The sequence below is a fragment of the Dactylosporangium aurantiacum genome (assembly GCF_000716715.1).
Classification (GTDB): Bacteria; Actinomycetota; Actinomycetes; order Mycobacteriales; family Micromonosporaceae; genus Dactylosporangium; species Dactylosporangium aurantiacum.
The window spans coordinates 20,272-37,691 of the sequence record NZ_JNYJ01000065.1; the positions used below are offsets into that span (position 1 = coordinate 20,272).

Below are 17,420 nucleotides of genomic sequence, written 5' to 3' on the forward strand. Positions count from 1 at the left end.
GTATAGCTCAGGCGATCAGGGCCATGGCACCGGGGACGGCGCGTCCCGCAGTGGTGGACGCGCTGACCACGACCGGCGGCGCGAGCAGGGCGATCACGTCGTCGGGCAGGTCCGGCAGGTCCTGCTTCCAGGCGCGGTCCTGCACGGTCCAGCGGGTCTCGGGCGAGGTCAGCGCGGTGACGGGGACGGTGTCGGGTGAGGTGGCGGTGGCGGTGGTCATCGTGCGGGCCCTCCGGCTTGCGGGGTGACGTTGCACACTGCGCAACGGCGACCGGGTGCGCCGGTGTCGCACCGGCTGTGCGGATCCATTGCAGACCCGCGGAGGAATCGACGGCACAGTTCTGTCCGGAAATCACCAGGACGAGCTCAGGCGGGCGCCGGCGTCACCCTGGTCAGCATCTTCACGATCCGCAGCGCCACCCCGTGGGGTTGATGGCGGCGGAACTCGACCATGTCGGCGAGGGCGTGGATGATCCGCAGCCCCCGGCCGCTCTCGGCGTCGGCGGCCGCGTCGTCGCCCTCGGTGGCGGCCCGGACGGCCTCCATGCCGACGCCCTCGTCGACGACGTCGATCACGCAGCGGTCCTCGTGGATGGTGACCGTGACCTGGTAGTCGGCGCCGAGGTCGGCGTGCTGGACGGCGTTGGCGCAGGCCTCACCGACGGCGAGGCCGATGTCGTCGCGGCAGTCGCGGGTCACCGAGAACACCCCGAGCGCGGCGTCGAGGACCCTGCGGGTGAGCGGGACGGTCGAACGATCGCGCGGCAACGACAAAGTCAGCCGGATTTCCATGCCCACGGGCCCTGCCCCCTTCGTGTGTCACTCCCGCGACGTCGTACTGCCGTAGTGCCCCGGCATACGGTGGCAGAAACGACTGCCGTCATATAGCGAAGTACGCATAAGATGTCGGACATGGGCCACGACCACGACCACGCTCACCACCACGCGCCGTCGGCGGACGCCGACCGGCGGTTGCTGGGCGTCGCGCTGGTGCTGATCACCGGCTTCATGGTGGTCGAGGTCAGCGTCGGCCTGCTGGTCGACTCGCTGGCCCTGCTCTCCGACGCGGCGCACATGCTGTCGGACGCCGCCGCGATCGCGCTGGCCCTGTTCGCGACCCGGCTCGCGGCCCGACCACCGTCCGGCGGGTACACCTACGGCCTGAAACGGGCGGAGATCCTCTCGGCCCAGGCCAACGGTCTCACCCTGCTGCTGCTGGCGGTCTGGATCGGCTACGAGTCGGTGACGCGGCTGATCCACCCGCCCGCGGTCGGCGGCGGCGCGGTCCTCGTGACCGCCATCGCGGGCATCGCCGTCAACCTGCTCGTGGTGTGGATCCTCGGCCGGGCGGACCGGTCCAGCCTCAACGTCGAGGGCGCCTTCCAGCACGTGCTGACGGACCTGTTCGCGTTCGTCGCCGCGGCGGTCTCCGGCCTGGTCGTGCTGCTCACCGGCTTCCACCGGGCGGACGCGATCGCGTCACTGGTGGTGGCGGCGCTCATGGTGCGCTCGGGGCTCGGCCTGGTCCGCGACTCGGGCCGGATCTTCCTGGAGGCGGCGCCGGCCGGGATGGACCCGGCGGCGCTGGGCCGCGAGCTGTGCGGCGTGCCGGGCGTGGTGGAGCTGCACGACCTGCACGTCTGGCAGGTCACCTCGGGCTATCCGGCGCTGTCCGCGCACGTGCTGGTGGCCCCGTCGGGCGACTGCCACGCGGTGCGTGAGGCGATCGAGGAGCGGCTGCGGGAGCGGTACGCGATCGAGCACACCACCTTGCAGGTCGACCACACGCTCGACGCCGAGCACTGCGTGGACTCACACGGCGCTACCTACAAGGGGTCGGGCTGACTGGACCCGCCGGGTCACGACCCGCTCGGCCACGAACGACAGGAACGGCACCGTGCCGGCCAGCAGCACCAGCACCGTGAAGCCGAGCTTCCACCGGGCGCGGCGGGCGAGGTCGGCGGCCAGGACCAGGTAGGCCATGTAGAGGAAGCCGTGCGCCGGGCCGACCAGGGCCACGATCGTGTCGTCGTCGGCCGTGTACTTCAGCACGGTGCCGACGGTGAGCACGACCAGCAGCACGCCGACGATCCAGGCGATGATCCGGAAACGGGTGAGAGCGTTCTTCAGCGGCACGGGGAACCTCATCCGGGGAAGTCGCCGGGACGGCGGGAAGGGTCGGCGGCGAGCCAGGCCAGCATGCGGTTGTACTCGGCGAGCTGCGGGTCGTCGTCAGCGGTGGGCCGGGGCGCGGCCGCGGCGCGGGGTGTCGGGCGCGGGCGCAGCGGCTCCGGCGTCTTGACCGGCCGCGGCCCGAGGACGTCCCGGACCGCCCGCACCCACAGGAACACCACGAACAGCGCGAACAGCGGCCACTGGACGGTATACGCCCAGCTGAGCATGTTGCCCGCGGTCGCCCGCTGGTACTGCCACCGGCCGGCCAGCAGGCAGACCGCCACCCCGGCGAGCGCCAGCAGGTGCCAGAGCACCCACCGGGGAGTCAGAAAGCGCCGCACAGGTAGGCAGCCTACCCCTAGGCGGTCAGTCGAAGACCGGGCCCACGTCGCGCGTGCGCTTGATCTCGTAGAAGCCGGGGGTGCCCGCGACCAGCAGCGTGCCGTCCCACAGCCGCCCGGCGGCCTCACCCGTCGGCCGCGGCGTGACGACCGGGCCGAAGAACGCGATGAGGTTGCCGTCCGGGCCGGGCACGTGGATCACGGGCGTGCCGACGTCCATGCCGACCGGGTTCATCCCGGCGAAGTGGCTCTCCCGCAGCTGCTCGTCGAACTCGGTGGAGTCCGCGTACTCGGCCAGCTGCGCCGGCAGGCCGGCGTCGGTGAGGGCACCCTCGTACAGCTCGGGGCCGAGCTCCTGCTGCTCGTGGTGGATCCGGGTGCCGAGCGCCGTGTACAGCGGCCGCAGCACGTCGTTGCCGAACTTCTGCTCGGCGGCGATCGCGACGCGGACCGGCCCCCAACCCTTGGCCAGACCCTCTTTGTATCGGGCGGGCAGATCGTCGCGACCCTCGTTGAGGATCGACAGGCTCATGACGTGGAACCGCACGTCAACTGGGCGAACCTGCTCCACCTCGAGCAGCCAGCGGGAGGTGATCCAGGCCCACGGGCACCGCGGGTCGAACCACATGTCTGCGATGATGCGCTCTGCTGCCATAGCGGCGGCACCTCACTTCAGGAAAAGCACACGGGAAACGCTACTGAAAGAGTCGGGAATCCAATTCGATCCTTACGCAGCGTTGGCTGCCCGTGCCAGTCGGGCGGCGGGTGACCTGAGCCACTCCTCCGTTGTGCGCCGTGGACATGGAAGACTCAGGGATGGCGCCGTCGACGGGGACGGCCACAGCGAACGACAGGAGACGACACGTGGCCGGTGTACGCAACCTACGCCAGGTTGAGGCGGTCGACCGGGCCCGCCTGCTCGACGTTGCGGCGTACGACATCAGTCTCGACCTGACGGACGGCGCCGGCTACCCAGGTGAAGGCACGTTCCGCACGACCACCGAGGTGCGGTTCGCGTGCGCCGAGCCGGGCGCCGACAGCTTCATCGAGCTGGCGGTCACGACGGTGCTGAGCGCGACGCTCAACGGCACCGCCCTCGACACGTCGGACTGGACCCCGCAGACCGGGCTGCGCCTGCCCGGCCTCGCCGCCGAGAACGTCCTGGTCGTCGAGGCCGTGGGCACCTACTCCACGACCGGGCAGGGGCTGCACCGCAGCGTCGACCCCGTCGACAAGGAGGTGTACCTCTACAGCCAGTTCGAGACGACCGACGCGCAGCGCGTCTACGCCTGCTTCGACCAGCCCGACCTGAAGGCGAGCTTCACGTTCCACGTGACCGCGCCGGCGCACTGGCGGGTCATCTCCAACATGCCGCCGCTGCGGCGCGACGGCCTCACCGTGCACTTCCCGCCCACGCCGCGGATGAGCACCTACGTCACGGCGATCTGCGCCGGGCCGTATCACGAGGTCCGCGACACCCACGACGGCATCGACCTGGGCGTCTTCTGCCGCCAGTCGATGAAGCAGTACCTCGACGCCGACGACATCCTGCTCATCACCAAGCAGGGCTTCGACTTCTTCCACCAGGAGTTCGGCATCCGGTACCCGCTGCCGAAGTACGACCAGGTGTACTCGCCGGAGTTCAACGCCGGCGCGATGGAGAACTTCGGCTGCGTCGTGCACGCCGAGCAGCACTACATCTTCCGCTCGCCGGTCACCGACTTCGAGTACGAGCAGCGGGCCAACACGATCCTGCACGAGCTGGCCCACATGTGGTTCGGCGACCTCGTCACCATGCGCTGGTGGGACGACCTGTGGCTCAACGAGTCGTTCGCGGAGTGGGCGAGCCACTGGTGCAACACCCGCGCGACCCGCTTCACCGACGCCTGGACGACGTTCCTGTCGATCCGCAAGAACTGGGGCTACCGGCAGGACCAGCTGTCCTCCACCCACCCTGTCTACTGCGAGATGCCCGACGTGGAGGCGGTCGAGGTCAACTTCGACGGCATCACGTACGCCAAGGGCGCCAGCGTCGTGAAGCAGCTGGTCGCGTACGTCGGGATCGACCCGTTCCTCACCGGGCTGCGCGCGTACTTCCAGCAGCACCAGTGGGGCAACGCCACCTTCGACGACCTGCTGTCGGCGCTGGAGGCCGCCTCCGGCAAGGAGCTGCGCAAGTTCGCCGCGCAGTGGCTGGAGACCGCCCAGGTCAACACGCTGCGCCCCGAGCTGACGATCGCCGCCGACGGCACCTACGAGCAGGTCGTGGTGCTGCAGGAGGCGCCCGCCGCGTATCCGACGCTGCGCACCCACCGCATCGGCATCGGCCTGTACGACGTCGTCGGCAGCGCCCTGGTCCGCCGCGAGCTCATCGAGGCCGACGTCGACGGCGAGCGCACCGAGATCGCCACCCTCGCCGGCCGCCGCGCCGCCGACGTGCTGCTGCTCAACGACGACGACCTCACCTACGCGAAGCTGCGCCTCGACCCCCGCTCGATGGACACCGTCGCCGACCACATCCTCGGCATGGACAACTCCCTGGCCCGGGCGCTGGTGTGGACCGCGGCGTGGGACATGGTCCGCGACGCCGAGTTGGCCGTGCGCGACTACATCAAGCTGATCGCCTCCGGGCTGCCGGCCGAGCGCGACATCAACCTGGTCACCGCCACCATCCGGCAGGCGCAGTCGGCCCTGGTCTTCTACGCCGACCCGGCGTGGGCGCCCAAGGGCTGGCACGTGCTGGCCGACACGGCCCGCACCGCCCTGCGCGACGCCGAGCCCGGCAGCGGCTTCCAGCTCGCGTGGGCGCGCTCGTTCGCGGCGGCCGCCCGTACCCCCGACGACCTGGCGGTGCTGACGGGCTGGCTGGACGGTGTCGATGTGCCCTCGGGCCTCACCATCCAGGCCGACCTGCGCTGGGGCATCCTGCACGCGCTCATCGCCAACGGCGCCGCCGACCCCGCGCAGATCGAGGCCGAGCTCGATCGGGACCGCACCGCCAGCGGCGAGCGCCAGGCCGCCCTGGCCCGCGCCCTCATCCCCACCCCGGAGTCGAAGGCCGAGACCTGGCGGCGGCTGGTGGAGGACCACGACCTGCCGAACTGGCTGCAGCGCTCGATGCTGCAGGGCTTCCAGCACTCGGCGCAGGTCGCCCTCACCGCGCCGTTCCTGCCGGCGTTCTTCGACGCGCTCATGCCGGTGTGGGAGCACCGCGACTCCGAGCCGGCCGCCGAGTTCGTCGAGCTGGGCTACCCGTCGTTCCAGGTGAGCGAGGACACGGTCGCCAGGACCGAGGCGTGGCTCGCCGAGCCCGGCCGCCCGGCGCCGCTGCGCCGCCTGGTCGGCGAGGGCCGCGACGGCATCGTGCGGGCGCTGAAGGCCCGCGCCAAGGACGCCGCCGCCGGCTGAGCACGGCACCGCCACCGGGGTCCGCGCGACGCGGGCCCCGGTGGTCCGGTTCCGGGGTCCACCGCGGACAACGACGACGGCGCGCGGCGGGCTTCCTGGGGTCAGGAGCCTGCCGCGCGCCGTCGACGCGTCTGGAGCGGGTGTCGCCTAGTGCCGGCCGGCGTGGTCGGCGAGCTGCGACAGGCCGGCGACCAGGCCGCCGGCGAGGTCGCCGCCGCCGAAGGCCGCCGCCATCGACAGGGCGGCCAGCTTCGCCGCGCGGTCCGGGAGCCGGCGGCGGGCCTCGCCGCCGGTGACGATCTCCAGGACCCGCTGGTTGGGCGAGACCGCGATGAGCACGGAGTGCGGCGGGTCGGCGAGCTGGCCGTGCAGCTGCTCGGCGTAACCGCGCACCGGCTCCTCGAGGTCGCCGACGTAGATGCTGAAGGTCAGCCCGGTCGAGGAGTCGGCCAGGCGCAGCGCCTCGTCGAGGCGCAGCAGCTGGCGCGTGGTGAACGGGCCGTTGAGAACGTCGGGCTGGCCCTTCAGGCCAACCGCGCTACCACCGGTCACTTGCGCCTCCCATGACGTGCGGCTGCGTCCGCTCGCCGGACCATTCGGTCACGGCCGGCGCGCCGGCGGTCAGTTCGGCCCGCCGCGCACCGGTGAGCTCGCGGGCTTTCGCTGCCTGGGTCACCCGCTCGGGCACGGACAGGAACCAGACCGGCGTGAAGTCGAACGGCCGGCCGGGCCGGTAACGCTTGCTGCGCCGGGCACCCCCGGCGTAGCTGGCGGCCGCGATGAGCACGATGACCGCGGCCGGGATGCCGGCGAAGATCAGCGTCGTCTCGATGATGGACAAGCTCAACGCCCCCAGGCGTCGAAGGGACTAAAAGACCGGCTTCACGTTAGCGGGCCCTGATGACCAGCGCGTTGCCGGGGGGTATTGCCGATCTTCGGAGAAGCTACCGTCTTCTTCCATGGACCTCAGCCGCCAGTATGCCGAAGCGCGCGACGCACAGGACCCGATCGGTCACTTCCGTGCGCGTTTCCACATCCCGGACGGGCACCTCGTCTACTTCGACGGCAACTCCCTCGGCCGGCTGCCGCTCGCGACGCGGGACCGGCTGCTCGACGCGATCGAGCGGGAGTGGGGCGGTGACCTCATCCGCGGCTGGGACACGTGGATCGACCTGGCCGGACGCGCCGGTGACGTGATCGCCGAGGGGGTGCTGGACGTCGCGCCGGGCGAGGTGATCCTGTCCGATTCGTCCAGCGTCAACCTGTTCAAGCTGGCGTCCGCCGCACTCGACGCGAACCCGGGCCGCCGGGTCATCGTCACCGACGACGACAACTTCCCCACCGACCGTTACGTGCTGGAAGGGCTGGCCCAGGCCCGGGGCCTGCAGCTGCGGGTCGTGCCGACCGACATCGACGAGGGCGTCGACCCGGCGCGGATCGCCGCCGCCCTCGACGACGACGTCGCGCTCGTGTGCCTGTCGCACGTGGCGTACCGGTCCGGCGCGCTCGCCGACATGGTGGCGATCACCACTGCCGCGCACCGGGTGGGGGCCCTCACACTGTGGGATCTGTGCCACTCCGCGGGGTCGGTGCCGGTGCCGTTGCGGCAGTCGGGGGCGGACCTGGCGGTCGGGTGCACGTACAAGTACCTCAACGCCGGCCCCGGCGCCCCGGCGTTCCTGTTCGTCCGGCGCGACCTGCAGGCGAGGCTGCGCCAGCCGATCTGGGGCTGGTTCGGCCAGCGGGACCAGTTCGCGATGGGTGCCGGCTACGACCCGGTCGAGTCGATCGAGCGGTTCCAGGTCGGCACGCCGCCGGTGCTCGGCGGTTACGCGGTGCTCGAGGGCGCCCGGATCACCGCGGAGGCGGGCGTGGCGAACCTGGCGGCCAAGAGCGCCGAGCTGCTGCGGTACACCCTGCGGCTCAACGACGCCTGGCTCGGCGACCGGCTGACTCTGGCGACGCCGAGCGACCCGGCGCGGCGCGGGTCGCACGTGACGTTCCACCACCCGCAGGCGTGGCAGATCTGTCAGGCGCTGAAGGCGGCCGGGGTCATCCCGGACTTCCGGACCCCGCAGCGGCTGCGGATCGGCCTGGCGCCGCTCTACACCCGGTTCGTGGACGTGTGGGAGGGCATGGCGCGGCTGCGGGACATCGTCGACAGCGGCTCCTACGAGGCGTTCGAGCCGGCGCTGGGGCGGGTGACCTGAGCCACCCGCCCGGTTCAGGCGGCGAGCTGCTGGCCGTCCATCGGCACGTCGAGCCAGTCCGCCCAGCGCGGGTCGGGGGTGCGGTGACCGAGGACCCGCCAGGCGACGCCCTTCGGCGCGTGCGGGGTGGCAAGCAGACGCCAGCCGAGCTCGGCTGGCGTCTTGTCACCTTTGGTGTGGTTGCAGCGGGCGCAGGCGGCGACCACGTTGTCCCATGCGTGCCGCCCGCCGCGGCTGCGCGGCATCACGTGGTCGATGGTCTCGGCCGGGCCGCGGCAGTAGGCGCACCGCCAGCCGTCCCGGGCGAAGATCCCGCGGCGGGAGAGGCCTATGTGCGTGCGGTACGGCACACGGACGTAGCGTGTGAGCCTGACCACGGAGGGGACCGGCAGTTCGTTCATCGCACTGTGCAGGATGCCCTCACCGTCGGCGACGGTGACCGCCTTCGCGGTGAGGACCAGGATGGTGGCACGTCTGACAGACACGACACACAGCGGCTCGTAGGTGGCATTCAGAACCAGCGCACCCGATACTCGTGCGGGTCGTATGTCAGGCATCGCCGTCCCCCTAGTGCGTGAAGGAATCTCCCTGGAAATGTCTGTGTAGCGGGCCGCCGAGGTGGCGGTCCGTGCGCTAATCGTCCCTGATAGATCCTCGGATTGCACGTACTATTTGCGGCCGGCGGGTGAACCTTCGCCCGCCGGCAACGTGGTTTGTGCGGACTTCCCCCGGTTCGCGTGGTTTGCAAGGAGTGTTTGTTGAGCAGCGTGCTCGCCCTGTCGCCGACGCCGGCGCCCGACCCGACTCCGAGCTGCTCCAACAACGGCTTCTGCCAGTTCGTGTACGAGCAGACCAAGATCACCTGGCTGGCGGAGAGCAGCTACTGGATCCTGGTCAAGCCGTTGACCATCGTGATGATCATCGTCCTGGCGTTCCTGATCCGGGCGATCATCCACCGGGCGATCGACCGCCTGATCAAGCACACCATCTCCGACAACGAGTCCGGCGGCTCGCTGCTGCGCCCGCTGCGCCGCCGGCTGCCCAACGCGCTGACCGCGCCGTGGGAGCGGCGCAACCAGCGGGCCCGCGCGCTCGGCTCGGTGCTGCGCAGCATCGCCTCGGCGGTGGTGTTCAGCATCTCCACGATGCTGGTGCTGGGCGAGCTCGGGCTCAACCTCGGCCCGCTGCTGGCCAGCGCCGGCATCGCCGGCCTGGCGATCGGCTTCGGCGCGCAGAACCTCGTGAAGGACTTCATCGCCGGACTGTTCATGCTGCTGGAGGACCAGTACGGCATCGGCGACGTGGTGGACATCGGCGAGACCGTCGGCACCGTCGAGGCGGTCGGGCTGCGGATCACCACCATCCGCGACGGCTCCGGCGTCGTCTGGTACGTGCGCAACGGCGAGATCGTCCGCGTCGGCAACAAGAGCCAGGGCTGGGCCGTGGTCAACATCGACGTGCCGGTCGGGTTCGTGGCGATCGACCAGGCCACCGCGGTGCTGCGCGACGCCGCCGCGACCGTCGCGGACGACCCCGACTTCGCCGAGGACCTCATCGACCCGCCGACCGTGCTGGGCGTGGAGCAGCTGACCGCCGAGGGCGCGGTGCTGCGCACGACGGTGAAGACGTCGACGGAGGCGCAGTGGCGGGTCGGCCGCGAGCTGCGCCGGCGGCTGACCGAGGCACTGGAGAAGGCGGGGATCGCCGCGCAGATCACGGCCTCGCGGATGTTCATCCGGCCGCCGACCGACACCGGCGCCGGCACGGACACCGGTCAGGGCGGCCCGACCTGAGGTTCCTTCGGCGGACGCCGTCGCGACTCTTTTGTCCGATCTTGCGGTCAGTTGCGCCCAGCCCACCGGGTAGGGTCGCGCATCGGGTGGCTATTCGGTTATCGTCCGTTCGTTCAGGTGCATCGCTGCACGATGTCCCGGTCCGGCGCCGTCTGACCCCTCCCGGCGCCGGAGCAGACCGGTCCGGCCGCGCCCGCGAACGCTCGACGCCGCTGTCGTGACCGATGGAAAGGGGGCTCCGCCGGTGTCCGACCCCGACGAGTCCGCCGACCGCCCGGCCAGTGCGCGGGAGGTCCTCGCCGACCGCGAGTACCGTGCCGTGTTCACCGCCAGCGCCCTGTCGTGGTTCGGTGACAGCACCGCGCGGGCCGCCATCATCGCGCTGGTCTATCTGCGCACGGAGTCGCCGATCGCGTCGGCGGCCGCGTTCGCGATCAGCTACCTGCCGTGGCTCGGCATCGGCGCGGTGCTCTCCGCGATCACCGAGCGCCACTCGTACCGCAAGATCATGATCCTGTCGGACCTGATCCGGCTGGGCATCATGACCGCGCTCGCCGTCTTCGGCGGCCTGCCGGTCGCCGCGCTGATCGGGCTGCTGTTCATCAGCGCGCTGCTCAGCCCCCCGTTCGACAGCGCCCGCTCGGCCCTGCTGCCGCGCATCCTGCAGGGCGAGCGGTACGTGACCGCGCTGACCATGCAGCGCACGGCCGGCCAGTTCGCCCTCATCCTGGGCTACGCGGCCGGCGCCGCCCTCACCGCCGTCGACGCGCGCTACGCGCTGCTGCTCAACGCCGCCAGCTTCGGGGTCTCCGCCCTGCTGATCGCCGTCCGGGTGAAGGAGCGCACACCGAGCCTGACCGCCGACAAGCGCACCAACCTGATGCGCGAGACCGTCGAGGGCTACACGGTGGTGTTCCGCTCCCCCGTGATGCGCTCGATCGCCCTGGTCGTGTTCTGCGGCGTCTGCTACGGCGTGGTCCCCGAGGGCCTCGCCGCCGCATGGTCCGCCGACCTCGCCGGCGGCCCCAACGCCGTCTACCTCGGCACGATCATGGTCGCCGCGGCGGTCGGCTTCGTCGCCGGCAGCATCGTGATGACCTGGCTGGTCAAGCCGCAGCGGCGCAACGCCTACATCCGGCCGTTCGCGCTCATCACGCCCCTGGCGCTGGTGCCGGCGCTGTTCGACCTCAACATCTACGGCGTCGTGGCCATGACGCTGATCTCCGGGGCGGCGCTGTCGGGCACGCTGCCGGTCACCAACAGCCTGTTCGTGCAGGTGCTGCCGCCGGCGTACCGGGCGCGCGCGTTCGGCGTGATGCAGAGCGGCGTCCATCTCGTGCAGGGCGGCGCGATCCTGTTCACCGGCTGGCTGGCCAGCCACTACCCGCTGCCGCAGGTCGTCGGCTACTTCGCGATCGCCGGCGTGGTGGTGATGGCGGTGATCGTCGCCACCTGGCCGGCGCAGGCCACGATCGCCGACGCGATCGCCGCCAACAAGGTGCGCGTCGCCGCCGACGAGCACTCCACCACCCCCGGCTCGAACGAGGACTTCGGCGAGGTCACCATCGACCTGGGCCGCGCGCCGCTGCCGACCCGCCGCCCGCGCCCGACGCCGGGGCCGGCGCAGCGCCGGGTCCCGGCGACCGAGCCGGCGGAGCACACGGTCGACCTCACCGAGCGCACCACGGAGCTCGGTGCGCTCCCGCCGCGCTCCTTGAGCCACGGTCGCGGCATAGTTGACGGGTGACGTCCACCCCGAACTTCTATGAGCTCGTCGGCGGCGAGCCGACGTTCCGCAAGCTGGTCGACGAGTTCTACGCCGGTGTGGCCGAGGACCCGATCCTGCGGCCCATGTACCCGGAGGAGGACCTCGGGCCGGCCAACGAGCGGTTCCGCCTGTTCCTGATCCAGTACTGGGGCGGCCCCGGCACCTACTCGGAGACCCGCGGCCACCCGCGGCTGCGGATGCGGCACGCTCCGTTCGTGGTCGGGCCCGCGCAGCGTGACGCGTGGCTGCGGCAGATGCGCCGGGCGGTCGACACGATCGCGCTGGAGCCGGAGCTCGAGGCCGTGCTGTGGGAGTACCTCGAGCGCGCCGCCCACTTCATGGTCAACGCCCCGGACGACGCGCCGGCCGGTGGAATCGGACACATCGTGTCTTAAGTAACTTTCCTTCGTTAGCGGTGTATGCGCCCCATGTTGGGCGCTTCCCCGGTACTGACGAAGGAGCCGCACGTATGCGCCGACGATTGCTCGCCGCCGCCGCAACCGCACTGGCCGCGATCGCGGTCGCCATCCCCGCCTCCGCCGCGCTGAACCACGCCGCGACCGTGTCGACGAACCCCGTCGACTACACCCCGAACGTCCTGGACGGCGAGGTGCGCGCGTTCGCGCTCGTCGGCGACGTGGTCGTGGTCGGCGGCGACTTCACCACCGTCGTGCCCGCGGGCAAGAAGGCCAAGCTCAAGCGCAAGAACATCTTCGCGTACCGGGCGACCACCGGCGAGATCCTGCCGTTCGCGCCGGAGGCCGACGACGTGGTCCTGTCGCTCGCCGCCGGGCCGAACAACACGGTGTACGCGGGCGGCGCGTTCCAGAAGATCGGCGGCGGCGCGCAGCGCGGCATCGCGCAGCTCAGCCTGGCCGACGGCCGCCGGGTCCCGGCGTTCACCGGCGAGATCAACTGGGGTGACACCCGCAGCCTCGTGACGTTCGGCCCGTGGCTGTACGCGGCCGGCTCGTTCACCGCGATCGGCGGGCAGAAGCGGGCCGGGCTGGCCCGGCTCAACGCCACCAGCGGCTGGGCCGACGCGACGTTCGACGCGAAGCTCGCCGCGCCGAACCTGAGCCGGGTCAAGCTGGAGGACCTGGCGATCAGCCCCGACGGCAACCGCCTCGCCGCCGTCGGCGCGGTCGAGCAGGCGTTCGGCCAGTACCGGGCCCAGGTGGTCGTGATCGAGAACGCGGCCAACGCGGCCCGGCTCGCCGACTGGTACACCGACGTCTACACCAAGCCGTGCCGGGCCGGGTTCGAGACATACCTGCGCGGCATCGACTTCGACCCGACCGGCACCTACGCGACGATCGTCTCCACCGGCCGCAAGTGGGGCGACCACCTCATGTGCGACACGGCGGCCCGCTTCGACCTGCGCGGCACCGGCCTGCACCGGCCCCTCTGGACGAACTGGACCGGCGGGGACTCGCTGTACTCGGTCGCGGACACCGGCGCCGCCGTCTACGTCGGCGGCCACCAGCGCTGGATGGACAACCCGTTCGGCCGGGAGACGGCGGGCAAGGGCGCGGTCAGCCGGCCGGGCATCGCCGCGATCAACCCGTCCACCGGCAAGGCCACCGCGTTCAACCCGAAGCGCGAGCCGCGCGGCGTCGGCGCCAGGGCCCTGCTCGCCACGCCGTACGGCCTGCTCGTCGGCTCCGACACGGAGAAGATCGGCGGCGAGTGGCACGCCCGCCTGGCGATGCTGCCCGTGTAACACCACTCGCTGGTCCGGCCCCCGTCGCCCGACGGGGGCCGTTTTTCGTCACCCGCCGTTTCTCGTCGGCCTCCCGGACAGCTCGCGGCGACGACCGGCCAATGTGGTCGCGCATCGATGCGGACCGCGACGCGGGCGAATAGGTTGGACCTACCGACGCCGATGGAGGACGAAGACCAGATGGCATCGCAGGGCTACCGGGACTGGCTCAACGCGGGCCGGCCGTACACGCTGATCCGCCCGGCAAAGGCGGTGCAGGCCGCGCTCCGCGGATACGGCCTCACCGTCTACGACTATCCGAACGACGCGCACCTGCAGGCCAACACCCCCGAGGACCACACACCGTTCTCGGTCACGGGCTGGCCGGGGCCGAACAAGCGGTGGAAGGCCCGGGCCCTGGACGTCATGCCGCGCTCCGGCTCCGCCACCCACCGCAAGGAGAACGCCGACATCGCCCGGCAGCTGATCCGCGACCGCGACGCCGGCGTGGACGGCGCCATGTGGATCAAGTACATCAACTGGACCGACGAGAACGGGACCTGCCGGCAGGAGCGGTGGATGGACGCCGCCCGCCCGCTCGCCCGCACCACCAGGTCGTCGACGGACAAGGGCCACATCCACATCTCGGGCCGGTCCGACGTCGACGACGACGACCGAGCCGACGGTTACGACCCGATGGCACGCCTGCAAGGAAGGGACTACAGCGTGGCCGACTCTCAGCTCATCGCCAACGCGGAGCGTGGCATCACCGCGCTCGTCGCCGGCACCGACCCGGTCCAGTTCGACTTCCCGTGGAACGAGCAGGCCAGTGAGGGATTCCCGAACCCGTTGCGCCAGATGACGGCGAAGCTGGACACGCTCATCGCCGCCGCGGCGGCCGACGAGACCCGCGACGTGGCGGCGGTCGCCGCGATCAACAGCCTCGTCGCCACGATCCAGACCGGTGGCGCGTCCATCTCCGCCGAGCCGATCATCGCGGCGATCGAGGCGGTGCGGGCCCAGACCCACGCCGAGGTCGTCCAGTTGCAGCAGGAGCTGGCCGCGGCCCGCGCCGAGAACCAGGAGCTGCGCGCGGCGCTGCAGGCGGCGAACGCCGGACGGCAGCCCGACAGCCTGTCGGCGGAGTAGAACAGTTCAGCCCCGGTCCTCGGACCGGGGCTGAACTGTTACCTGCATGGGGTGACTGATGGGATTTGAACCCACGACACCCGGGACCACAACCCGGTGCTCTGCCAACTGAGCTACAGCCACCATGAACGTGCTCGCCAATAATAGGGCATGAGCACGGGGATCCGTCGAGCGGGTCAGTGCGTCTGAGTGTCGGTTTCCCGGCTCAGCTCCGCCGCGATCGCCTTGGCCGTCTCCACGTCCGGCCCCGGCAGCGGGACGAACAGGGTCCGGCGGTAGTACTCCAGCTCACGGATGCTCTCCCGGATGTCGGCGAGCGCCCGGTGCGCGAGGCCCTTCGGCGGCTGGCCGAAGTAGACCCGCGGGTACCAGCGACGGCACAGCTCCTTGATCGAGGAGACGTCGATCATCCGGTAGTGCAGGTGGTTGTCCAGCCGCGGCATGTCCCGCGCCAGGAACCCCCGGTCCGTGGCGATCGAGTTGCCGCACAGCGGCGCCGTGCGCGGGTCGGGCACGTGCGTGGTGATGTACCCCATGACGAGGTCCTCCGCCTCGGCCAGGGTGACCGCGGAGGCCCGCACCGCGTCGGTGAGCCCCGACTTGGCGTGCATGTCGCGCACCACGTCGAGCATGCCGTCGAGCTGCGCGTCCTCGGCGTGGATCACCACGTCGACGCCCTCGCCCAGCACGTTGAGATCCGGGTCCGTGACCAGCGCCGCCACTTCGATCAGCGCGTCCTTCCCCAGATCGAGCCCCGTCATCTCACAGTCGATCCAGACCAAAAGATCACCCACGCCCCACAGCCTAGTGTTCATCTGGCCGACTTCTCACACTCAATGACTCCTCGTTACCGTCATCCTCCGCGCGCGACGCACCTCCGCCGCTCCGGGCGCTGGTCACCGGCCCGGCCGTGCCACGTCCCGGCGTGGCGTGCCTCACGTTCCAGCCCCGCCCGGTCACCGCGGGCTGGCGGCCTCTTCCTGCTCGTCGACCTGCTCGTCGACCGCGACCGGCGCCCAGGTGAACTGCAGCTCGATCGGCGGCAGCGGCGGCAGCGGCGGCAGCGCGACCGGCCCGGGCCCGTCGTCGTCGAGGTCGGCGGGCGGGAGCGGCCGGTCGAGCTCGGACTCGGCCAGGGCCGTCTTGTCGGCCTGCTCTGGGGCTGGCTCGGTGGCGTCCGTCCGCGCGACGGTTGTCGCCGCCTCGTCCGGCTGGGGTTCCGGGGTTGCGGTGTCCGCTTCCGTGCCGGCAGCACTTCCCGCGACCGGGCTCTCGTCGATCACCGCGGCCGCCTCTTCGGTCCCTTCTGTCTCTTCAGCCGCTTCGGCCGCTTCGGCCGCTTCCGTCGCTTCGGCCACTTCCGTCGCTTCGGCTGCTTCCGCTGCTTCGGTTGGCTCGGTTGCCTCGGTTGCCTCGGTTGCCTCGGTTGCCTCGGTTGCCTCGGTCACGACGACGCTGACCGTGGTGGCCCGGCCGTCGCTCCCGTCGGTCTGGTTGGCCACCGCGACCGTGACCGCCGCGTCGCGGTCCTTCGGCACGACCGGGTTGAGCAGCGCCGCGATCGGGTCCGACAGGGTCGACAGGTTGCGGCGCAGCCCGGCCCGCGGGCCGCCCTTGGTCGGCTGGGACGGCAGCGTCGGCAGCACCAGCCGCTCCCCGGCCCGCCGCGGCGGCCAGGCGAGGACCAGCAGCGCCAGCAGGAACACCGCCGTGCCGAGCATGAGCAGCCCACCGGCCGTCGGCCCGAGCCACGCCGGCGCGAGCCGGGCCGTGACCGCCGCGTCGATGCCGGCGGAGCCGTCCGCGTTCATCACCACGAGCGCCAGGTGCCGCCCCCGCAGCGCCGACGGCGACCAGGTCAGCCGCGCCGCGCCGGCGACCGTGACGCTCTTCGCCGACCAGAACGCCTGCGCCGCCGGCCCCGCACCCCCCGCCGCCGGACCCGCGGCATTCGGGCCGGCGGCGGTGTTCGAGCCCGCCGGGTCCGAACCGGCAGGCTCCGAGCCGCCCGGAGTCGACGCGCCCGGATCGGCGGCGGCCGCGCCAGGGTCGCTCGTGCTCGGGCCGGTCGCGCCGGGATCGGCGCCGGTCGCGTTCGGGTCGCCGGCGGCCGCGTTCCCGTCCGAGCCGGCCGCGCCGGAGCCGGCCGTGTTCGGGTCACCGGCGGCCGCGTTCGCGCCGGAGCCGGTCGTGTTCGGGTCACCGGCGGCCGTCCCCTGCCCGCCCGTGGTGGCACCGGACCCGCCGGTCGACGCGTTCGGGTCGGCCGCCGCGCCGGGGTCGCCCGCGCCCGGGTCGGCGGGGACGACGCCGGGGTTGCCCTGCCGGCCGGCCGCCCCACCGGCGGAGGCCGCCGCGGCGCGGGTCTCGACCTCGGTCAGTTCGACGGGCAGCGGACCGCGGGCCAGCCGCACCCGCGACACCTGGGCCTGGACCTGCCCGCCGAGGTACCGCCGCACCGCCGCGTCCGGCGCCAGCCCGACGAACAGGGGGCCGCCGGAGCCGACCGCCGACAGGCTGAGCGTCGTCTGCCCACCCCGCGCGAACGGCGCGTCGGCTCGCAGCAGCGCGTCGATGTCCGGCACCACCACCGCGCGCCCGCTGGAACGCAGCCGCTCCAGCCGCGCCGTGAACGTGTCGTCAGCGGCACGGTGCTCCATGGCCACCCTGAGTCCGCCACCGGCAAGCGCCAGCGGCACCGCGATGAGCAGCAGCAGCGCGCCGACACCTGCCCGAACCAGACGCACGACCATGGCAGCGGCCCCTTCCCCCAGCGATCCGAAGCCGACAATACCGGCAAAAATCCGGCGAATTACCCTCTTTCCTCCAAACCCACTGATCGACGCTGAAATAGGCGCTCGACGGGCAGCGTCC

Annotated in this window: 18 protein-coding genes and 1 tRNA gene; 8 read left to right on the forward strand and 11 right to left on the reverse strand. The window is 71.8% G+C overall.

The genetic code is table 11. The features are described from left to right. Positions 1-7 precede the first annotated feature (7 nt). Positions 8-220: a hypothetical protein gene (locus tag OP18_RS45495; protein WP_033365909.1), complete on the reverse strand. Its 213-nt coding sequence runs from the start codon at positions 218-220 to the stop codon at positions 8-10. A 146-nt stretch (positions 221-366) separates the two neighbouring features. Beyond that, a complete protein-coding gene (locus OP18_RS45500) occupies positions 367-768 on the reverse strand; it encodes an ATP-binding protein (protein WP_052388329.1) in 402 nt (133 codons plus the stop codon). Positions 769-912: 144 nt separating this feature from the next. Between OP18_RS45500 and OP18_RS45505 the strand changes: the two genes are divergently transcribed. Then, on the forward strand, positions 913-1,845 hold the full coding sequence (locus OP18_RS45505) for a cation diffusion facilitator family transporter (protein ID WP_033365912.1): 933 nt from the start codon (positions 913-915) through the stop codon (positions 1,843-1,845). On the opposite strand, the gene OP18_RS45510 is transcribed toward OP18_RS45505, so the two are convergent. Genes OP18_RS45510 through OP18_RS45520 form a run of 3 tightly spaced genes read right to left on the reverse strand, consistent with a single transcriptional unit; the run spans position 1,813 to position 3,171 of the window. Next, positions 1,813-2,130 (reverse strand): DUF3817 domain-containing protein, encoded by a 318-nt coding sequence (locus OP18_RS45510; RefSeq protein ID WP_081971687.1) that lies wholly within the window; start codon positions 2,128-2,130, stop codon positions 1,813-1,815. The two genes, OP18_RS45505 and OP18_RS45510, sit on opposite strands and share 33 nt — an antisense overlap. Positions 2,131-2,144: 14 nt before the next feature. Beyond that, entirely contained in the window at positions 2,145-2,516 is a 372-nt protein-coding gene (locus tag OP18_RS45515; protein WP_033365918.1) for a hypothetical protein, read from the reverse strand. A gap of 25 nt (positions 2,517-2,541) precedes the next feature. After that, entirely contained in the window at positions 2,542-3,171 is a 630-nt protein-coding gene (locus OP18_RS45520) for a mycothiol-dependent nitroreductase Rv2466c family protein (protein ID WP_033365920.1), read from the reverse strand. A 161-nt stretch (positions 3,172-3,332) separates the two neighbouring features. Between OP18_RS45520 and pepN the strand changes: the two genes are divergently transcribed. Next, a complete protein-coding gene (gene pepN, locus OP18_RS45525) occupies positions 3,333-5,924 on the forward strand; it encodes an aminopeptidase N (protein ID WP_052388331.1) in 2,592 nt (863 codons plus the stop codon). 147 nt (positions 5,925-6,071) lie between these two features. Here pepN and OP18_RS45530 read toward each other — a convergent pair whose 3' ends face one another. Then, a complete protein-coding gene (locus OP18_RS45530) occupies positions 6,072-6,476 on the reverse strand; it encodes a DUF5130 family protein (protein WP_033365928.1) in 405 nt (134 codons plus the stop codon). Next, on the reverse strand, positions 6,463-6,765 hold the full coding sequence (ctaJ, locus tag OP18_RS45535; RefSeq protein WP_033365930.1) for an aa3-type cytochrome oxidase subunit CtaJ: 303 nt from the start codon (positions 6,763-6,765) through the stop codon (positions 6,463-6,465). Before ctaJ ends, OP18_RS45530 begins: the two co-directional genes overlap by 14 nt. 118 nt (positions 6,766-6,883) lie before the next feature. Here ctaJ and kynU point away from each other — a divergent pair, with 118 nt between their 5' ends. Further along, entirely contained in the window at positions 6,884-8,134 is a 1,251-nt protein-coding gene (kynU, locus tag OP18_RS45540; RefSeq protein WP_033365931.1) for a kynureninase, read from the forward strand. Between the two features lie 14 nt (positions 8,135-8,148). On the opposite strand, the gene OP18_RS45545 is transcribed toward kynU, so the two are convergent. Next, positions 8,149-8,691: an HNH endonuclease gene (locus OP18_RS45545; protein WP_033365933.1), complete on the reverse strand. Its 543-nt coding sequence runs from the start codon at positions 8,689-8,691 to the stop codon at positions 8,149-8,151. Positions 8,692-8,889: 198 nt separating this feature from the next. Between OP18_RS45545 and OP18_RS45550 the strand changes: the two genes are divergently transcribed. The 5 genes from OP18_RS45550 to OP18_RS45570 all read left to right on the forward strand — a co-directional run bounded on the left by OP18_RS45550 (position 8,890) and on the right by OP18_RS45570 (position 14,546). Then, positions 8,890-9,927 (forward strand): mechanosensitive ion channel family protein, encoded by a 1,038-nt coding sequence (locus OP18_RS45550; protein WP_245635761.1) that lies wholly within the window; start codon positions 8,890-8,892, stop codon positions 9,925-9,927. A gap of 244 nt (positions 9,928-10,171) precedes the next feature. Further along, on the forward strand, positions 10,172-11,674 hold the full coding sequence (locus OP18_RS45555) for an MFS transporter (protein WP_052388332.1): 1,503 nt from the start codon (positions 10,172-10,174) through the stop codon (positions 11,672-11,674). After that, the gene (locus OP18_RS45560; protein ID WP_033365938.1) at positions 11,671-12,090 is read left to right on the forward strand and encodes a globin; all 420 of its coding nucleotides are present in this window, start codon (positions 11,671-11,673) and stop codon (positions 12,088-12,090) included. The genes OP18_RS45555 and OP18_RS45560 overlap by 4 nt, the downstream gene beginning before the upstream one ends. A gap of 74 nt (positions 12,091-12,164) precedes the next feature. Further along, positions 12,165-13,418 carry a PKD domain-containing protein gene (locus OP18_RS45565; RefSeq protein ID WP_033365939.1) on the forward strand — a complete coding sequence of 418 codons (1,254 nt, stop codon included), beginning with the start codon at positions 12,165-12,167 and terminating at the stop codon, positions 13,416-13,418. A 180-nt stretch (positions 13,419-13,598) separates the two neighbouring features. Beyond that, positions 13,599-14,546 (forward strand): hypothetical protein, encoded by a 948-nt coding sequence (locus OP18_RS45570; RefSeq protein WP_156090248.1) that lies wholly within the window; start codon positions 13,599-13,601, stop codon positions 14,544-14,546. A gap of 47 nt (positions 14,547-14,593) precedes the next feature. Here OP18_RS45570 and OP18_RS45575 read toward each other — a convergent pair. From OP18_RS45575 to OP18_RS54065, 3 genes are all read right to left on the reverse strand, one after another. Further along, positions 14,594-14,669: transfer RNA gene (locus OP18_RS45575), tRNA-His, on the reverse strand. A gap of 53 nt (positions 14,670-14,722) precedes the next feature. Beyond that, positions 14,723-15,340: an oligoribonuclease gene (orn, locus tag OP18_RS45580; protein ID WP_389254044.1), complete on the reverse strand. Its 618-nt coding sequence runs from the start codon at positions 15,338-15,340 to the stop codon at positions 14,723-14,725. A gap of 162 nt (positions 15,341-15,502) precedes the next feature. Continuing rightward, positions 15,503-17,299: a hypothetical protein gene (locus tag OP18_RS54065; protein WP_052388333.1), complete on the reverse strand. Its 1,797-nt coding sequence runs from the start codon at positions 17,297-17,299 to the stop codon at positions 15,503-15,505. Positions 17,300-17,420 lie beyond the last annotated feature (121 nt).

Coding starts and splice junctions, on each gene's coding strand:
- OP18_RS45495 (WP_033365909.1), bottom strand. CDS start 220: ATGACCACCGCCACCGCCACCTCACCCGACACCGTCCCCGTCACCGCG.
- OP18_RS45505 (WP_033365912.1), top strand. CDS start 913: ATGGGCCACGACCACGACCACGCTCACCACCACGCGCCGTCGGCGGAC.
- OP18_RS45520 (WP_033365920.1), bottom strand. CDS start 3,171: ATGGCAGCAGAGCGCATCATCGCAGACATGTGGTTCGACCCGCGGTGC.
- pepN (WP_052388331.1), top strand. CDS start 3,333: ATGGCGCCGTCGACGGGGACGGCCACAGCGAACGACAGGAGACGACAC.
- kynU (WP_033365931.1), top strand. CDS start 6,884: ATGGACCTCAGCCGCCAGTATGCCGAAGCGCGCGACGCACAGGACCCG.
- OP18_RS45545 (WP_033365933.1), bottom strand. CDS start 8,691: ATGCCTGACATACGACCCGCACGAGTATCGGGTGCGCTGGTTCTGAAT.
- OP18_RS45565 (WP_033365939.1), top strand. CDS start 12,165: ATGCGCCGACGATTGCTCGCCGCCGCCGCAACCGCACTGGCCGCGATC.
- OP18_RS45570 (WP_156090248.1), top strand. CDS start 13,599: ATGGCATCGCAGGGCTACCGGGACTGGCTCAACGCGGGCCGGCCGTAC.
- OP18_RS54065 (WP_052388333.1), bottom strand. CDS start 17,299: ATGGTCGTGCGTCTGGTTCGGGCAGGTGTCGGCGCGCTGCTGCTGCTC.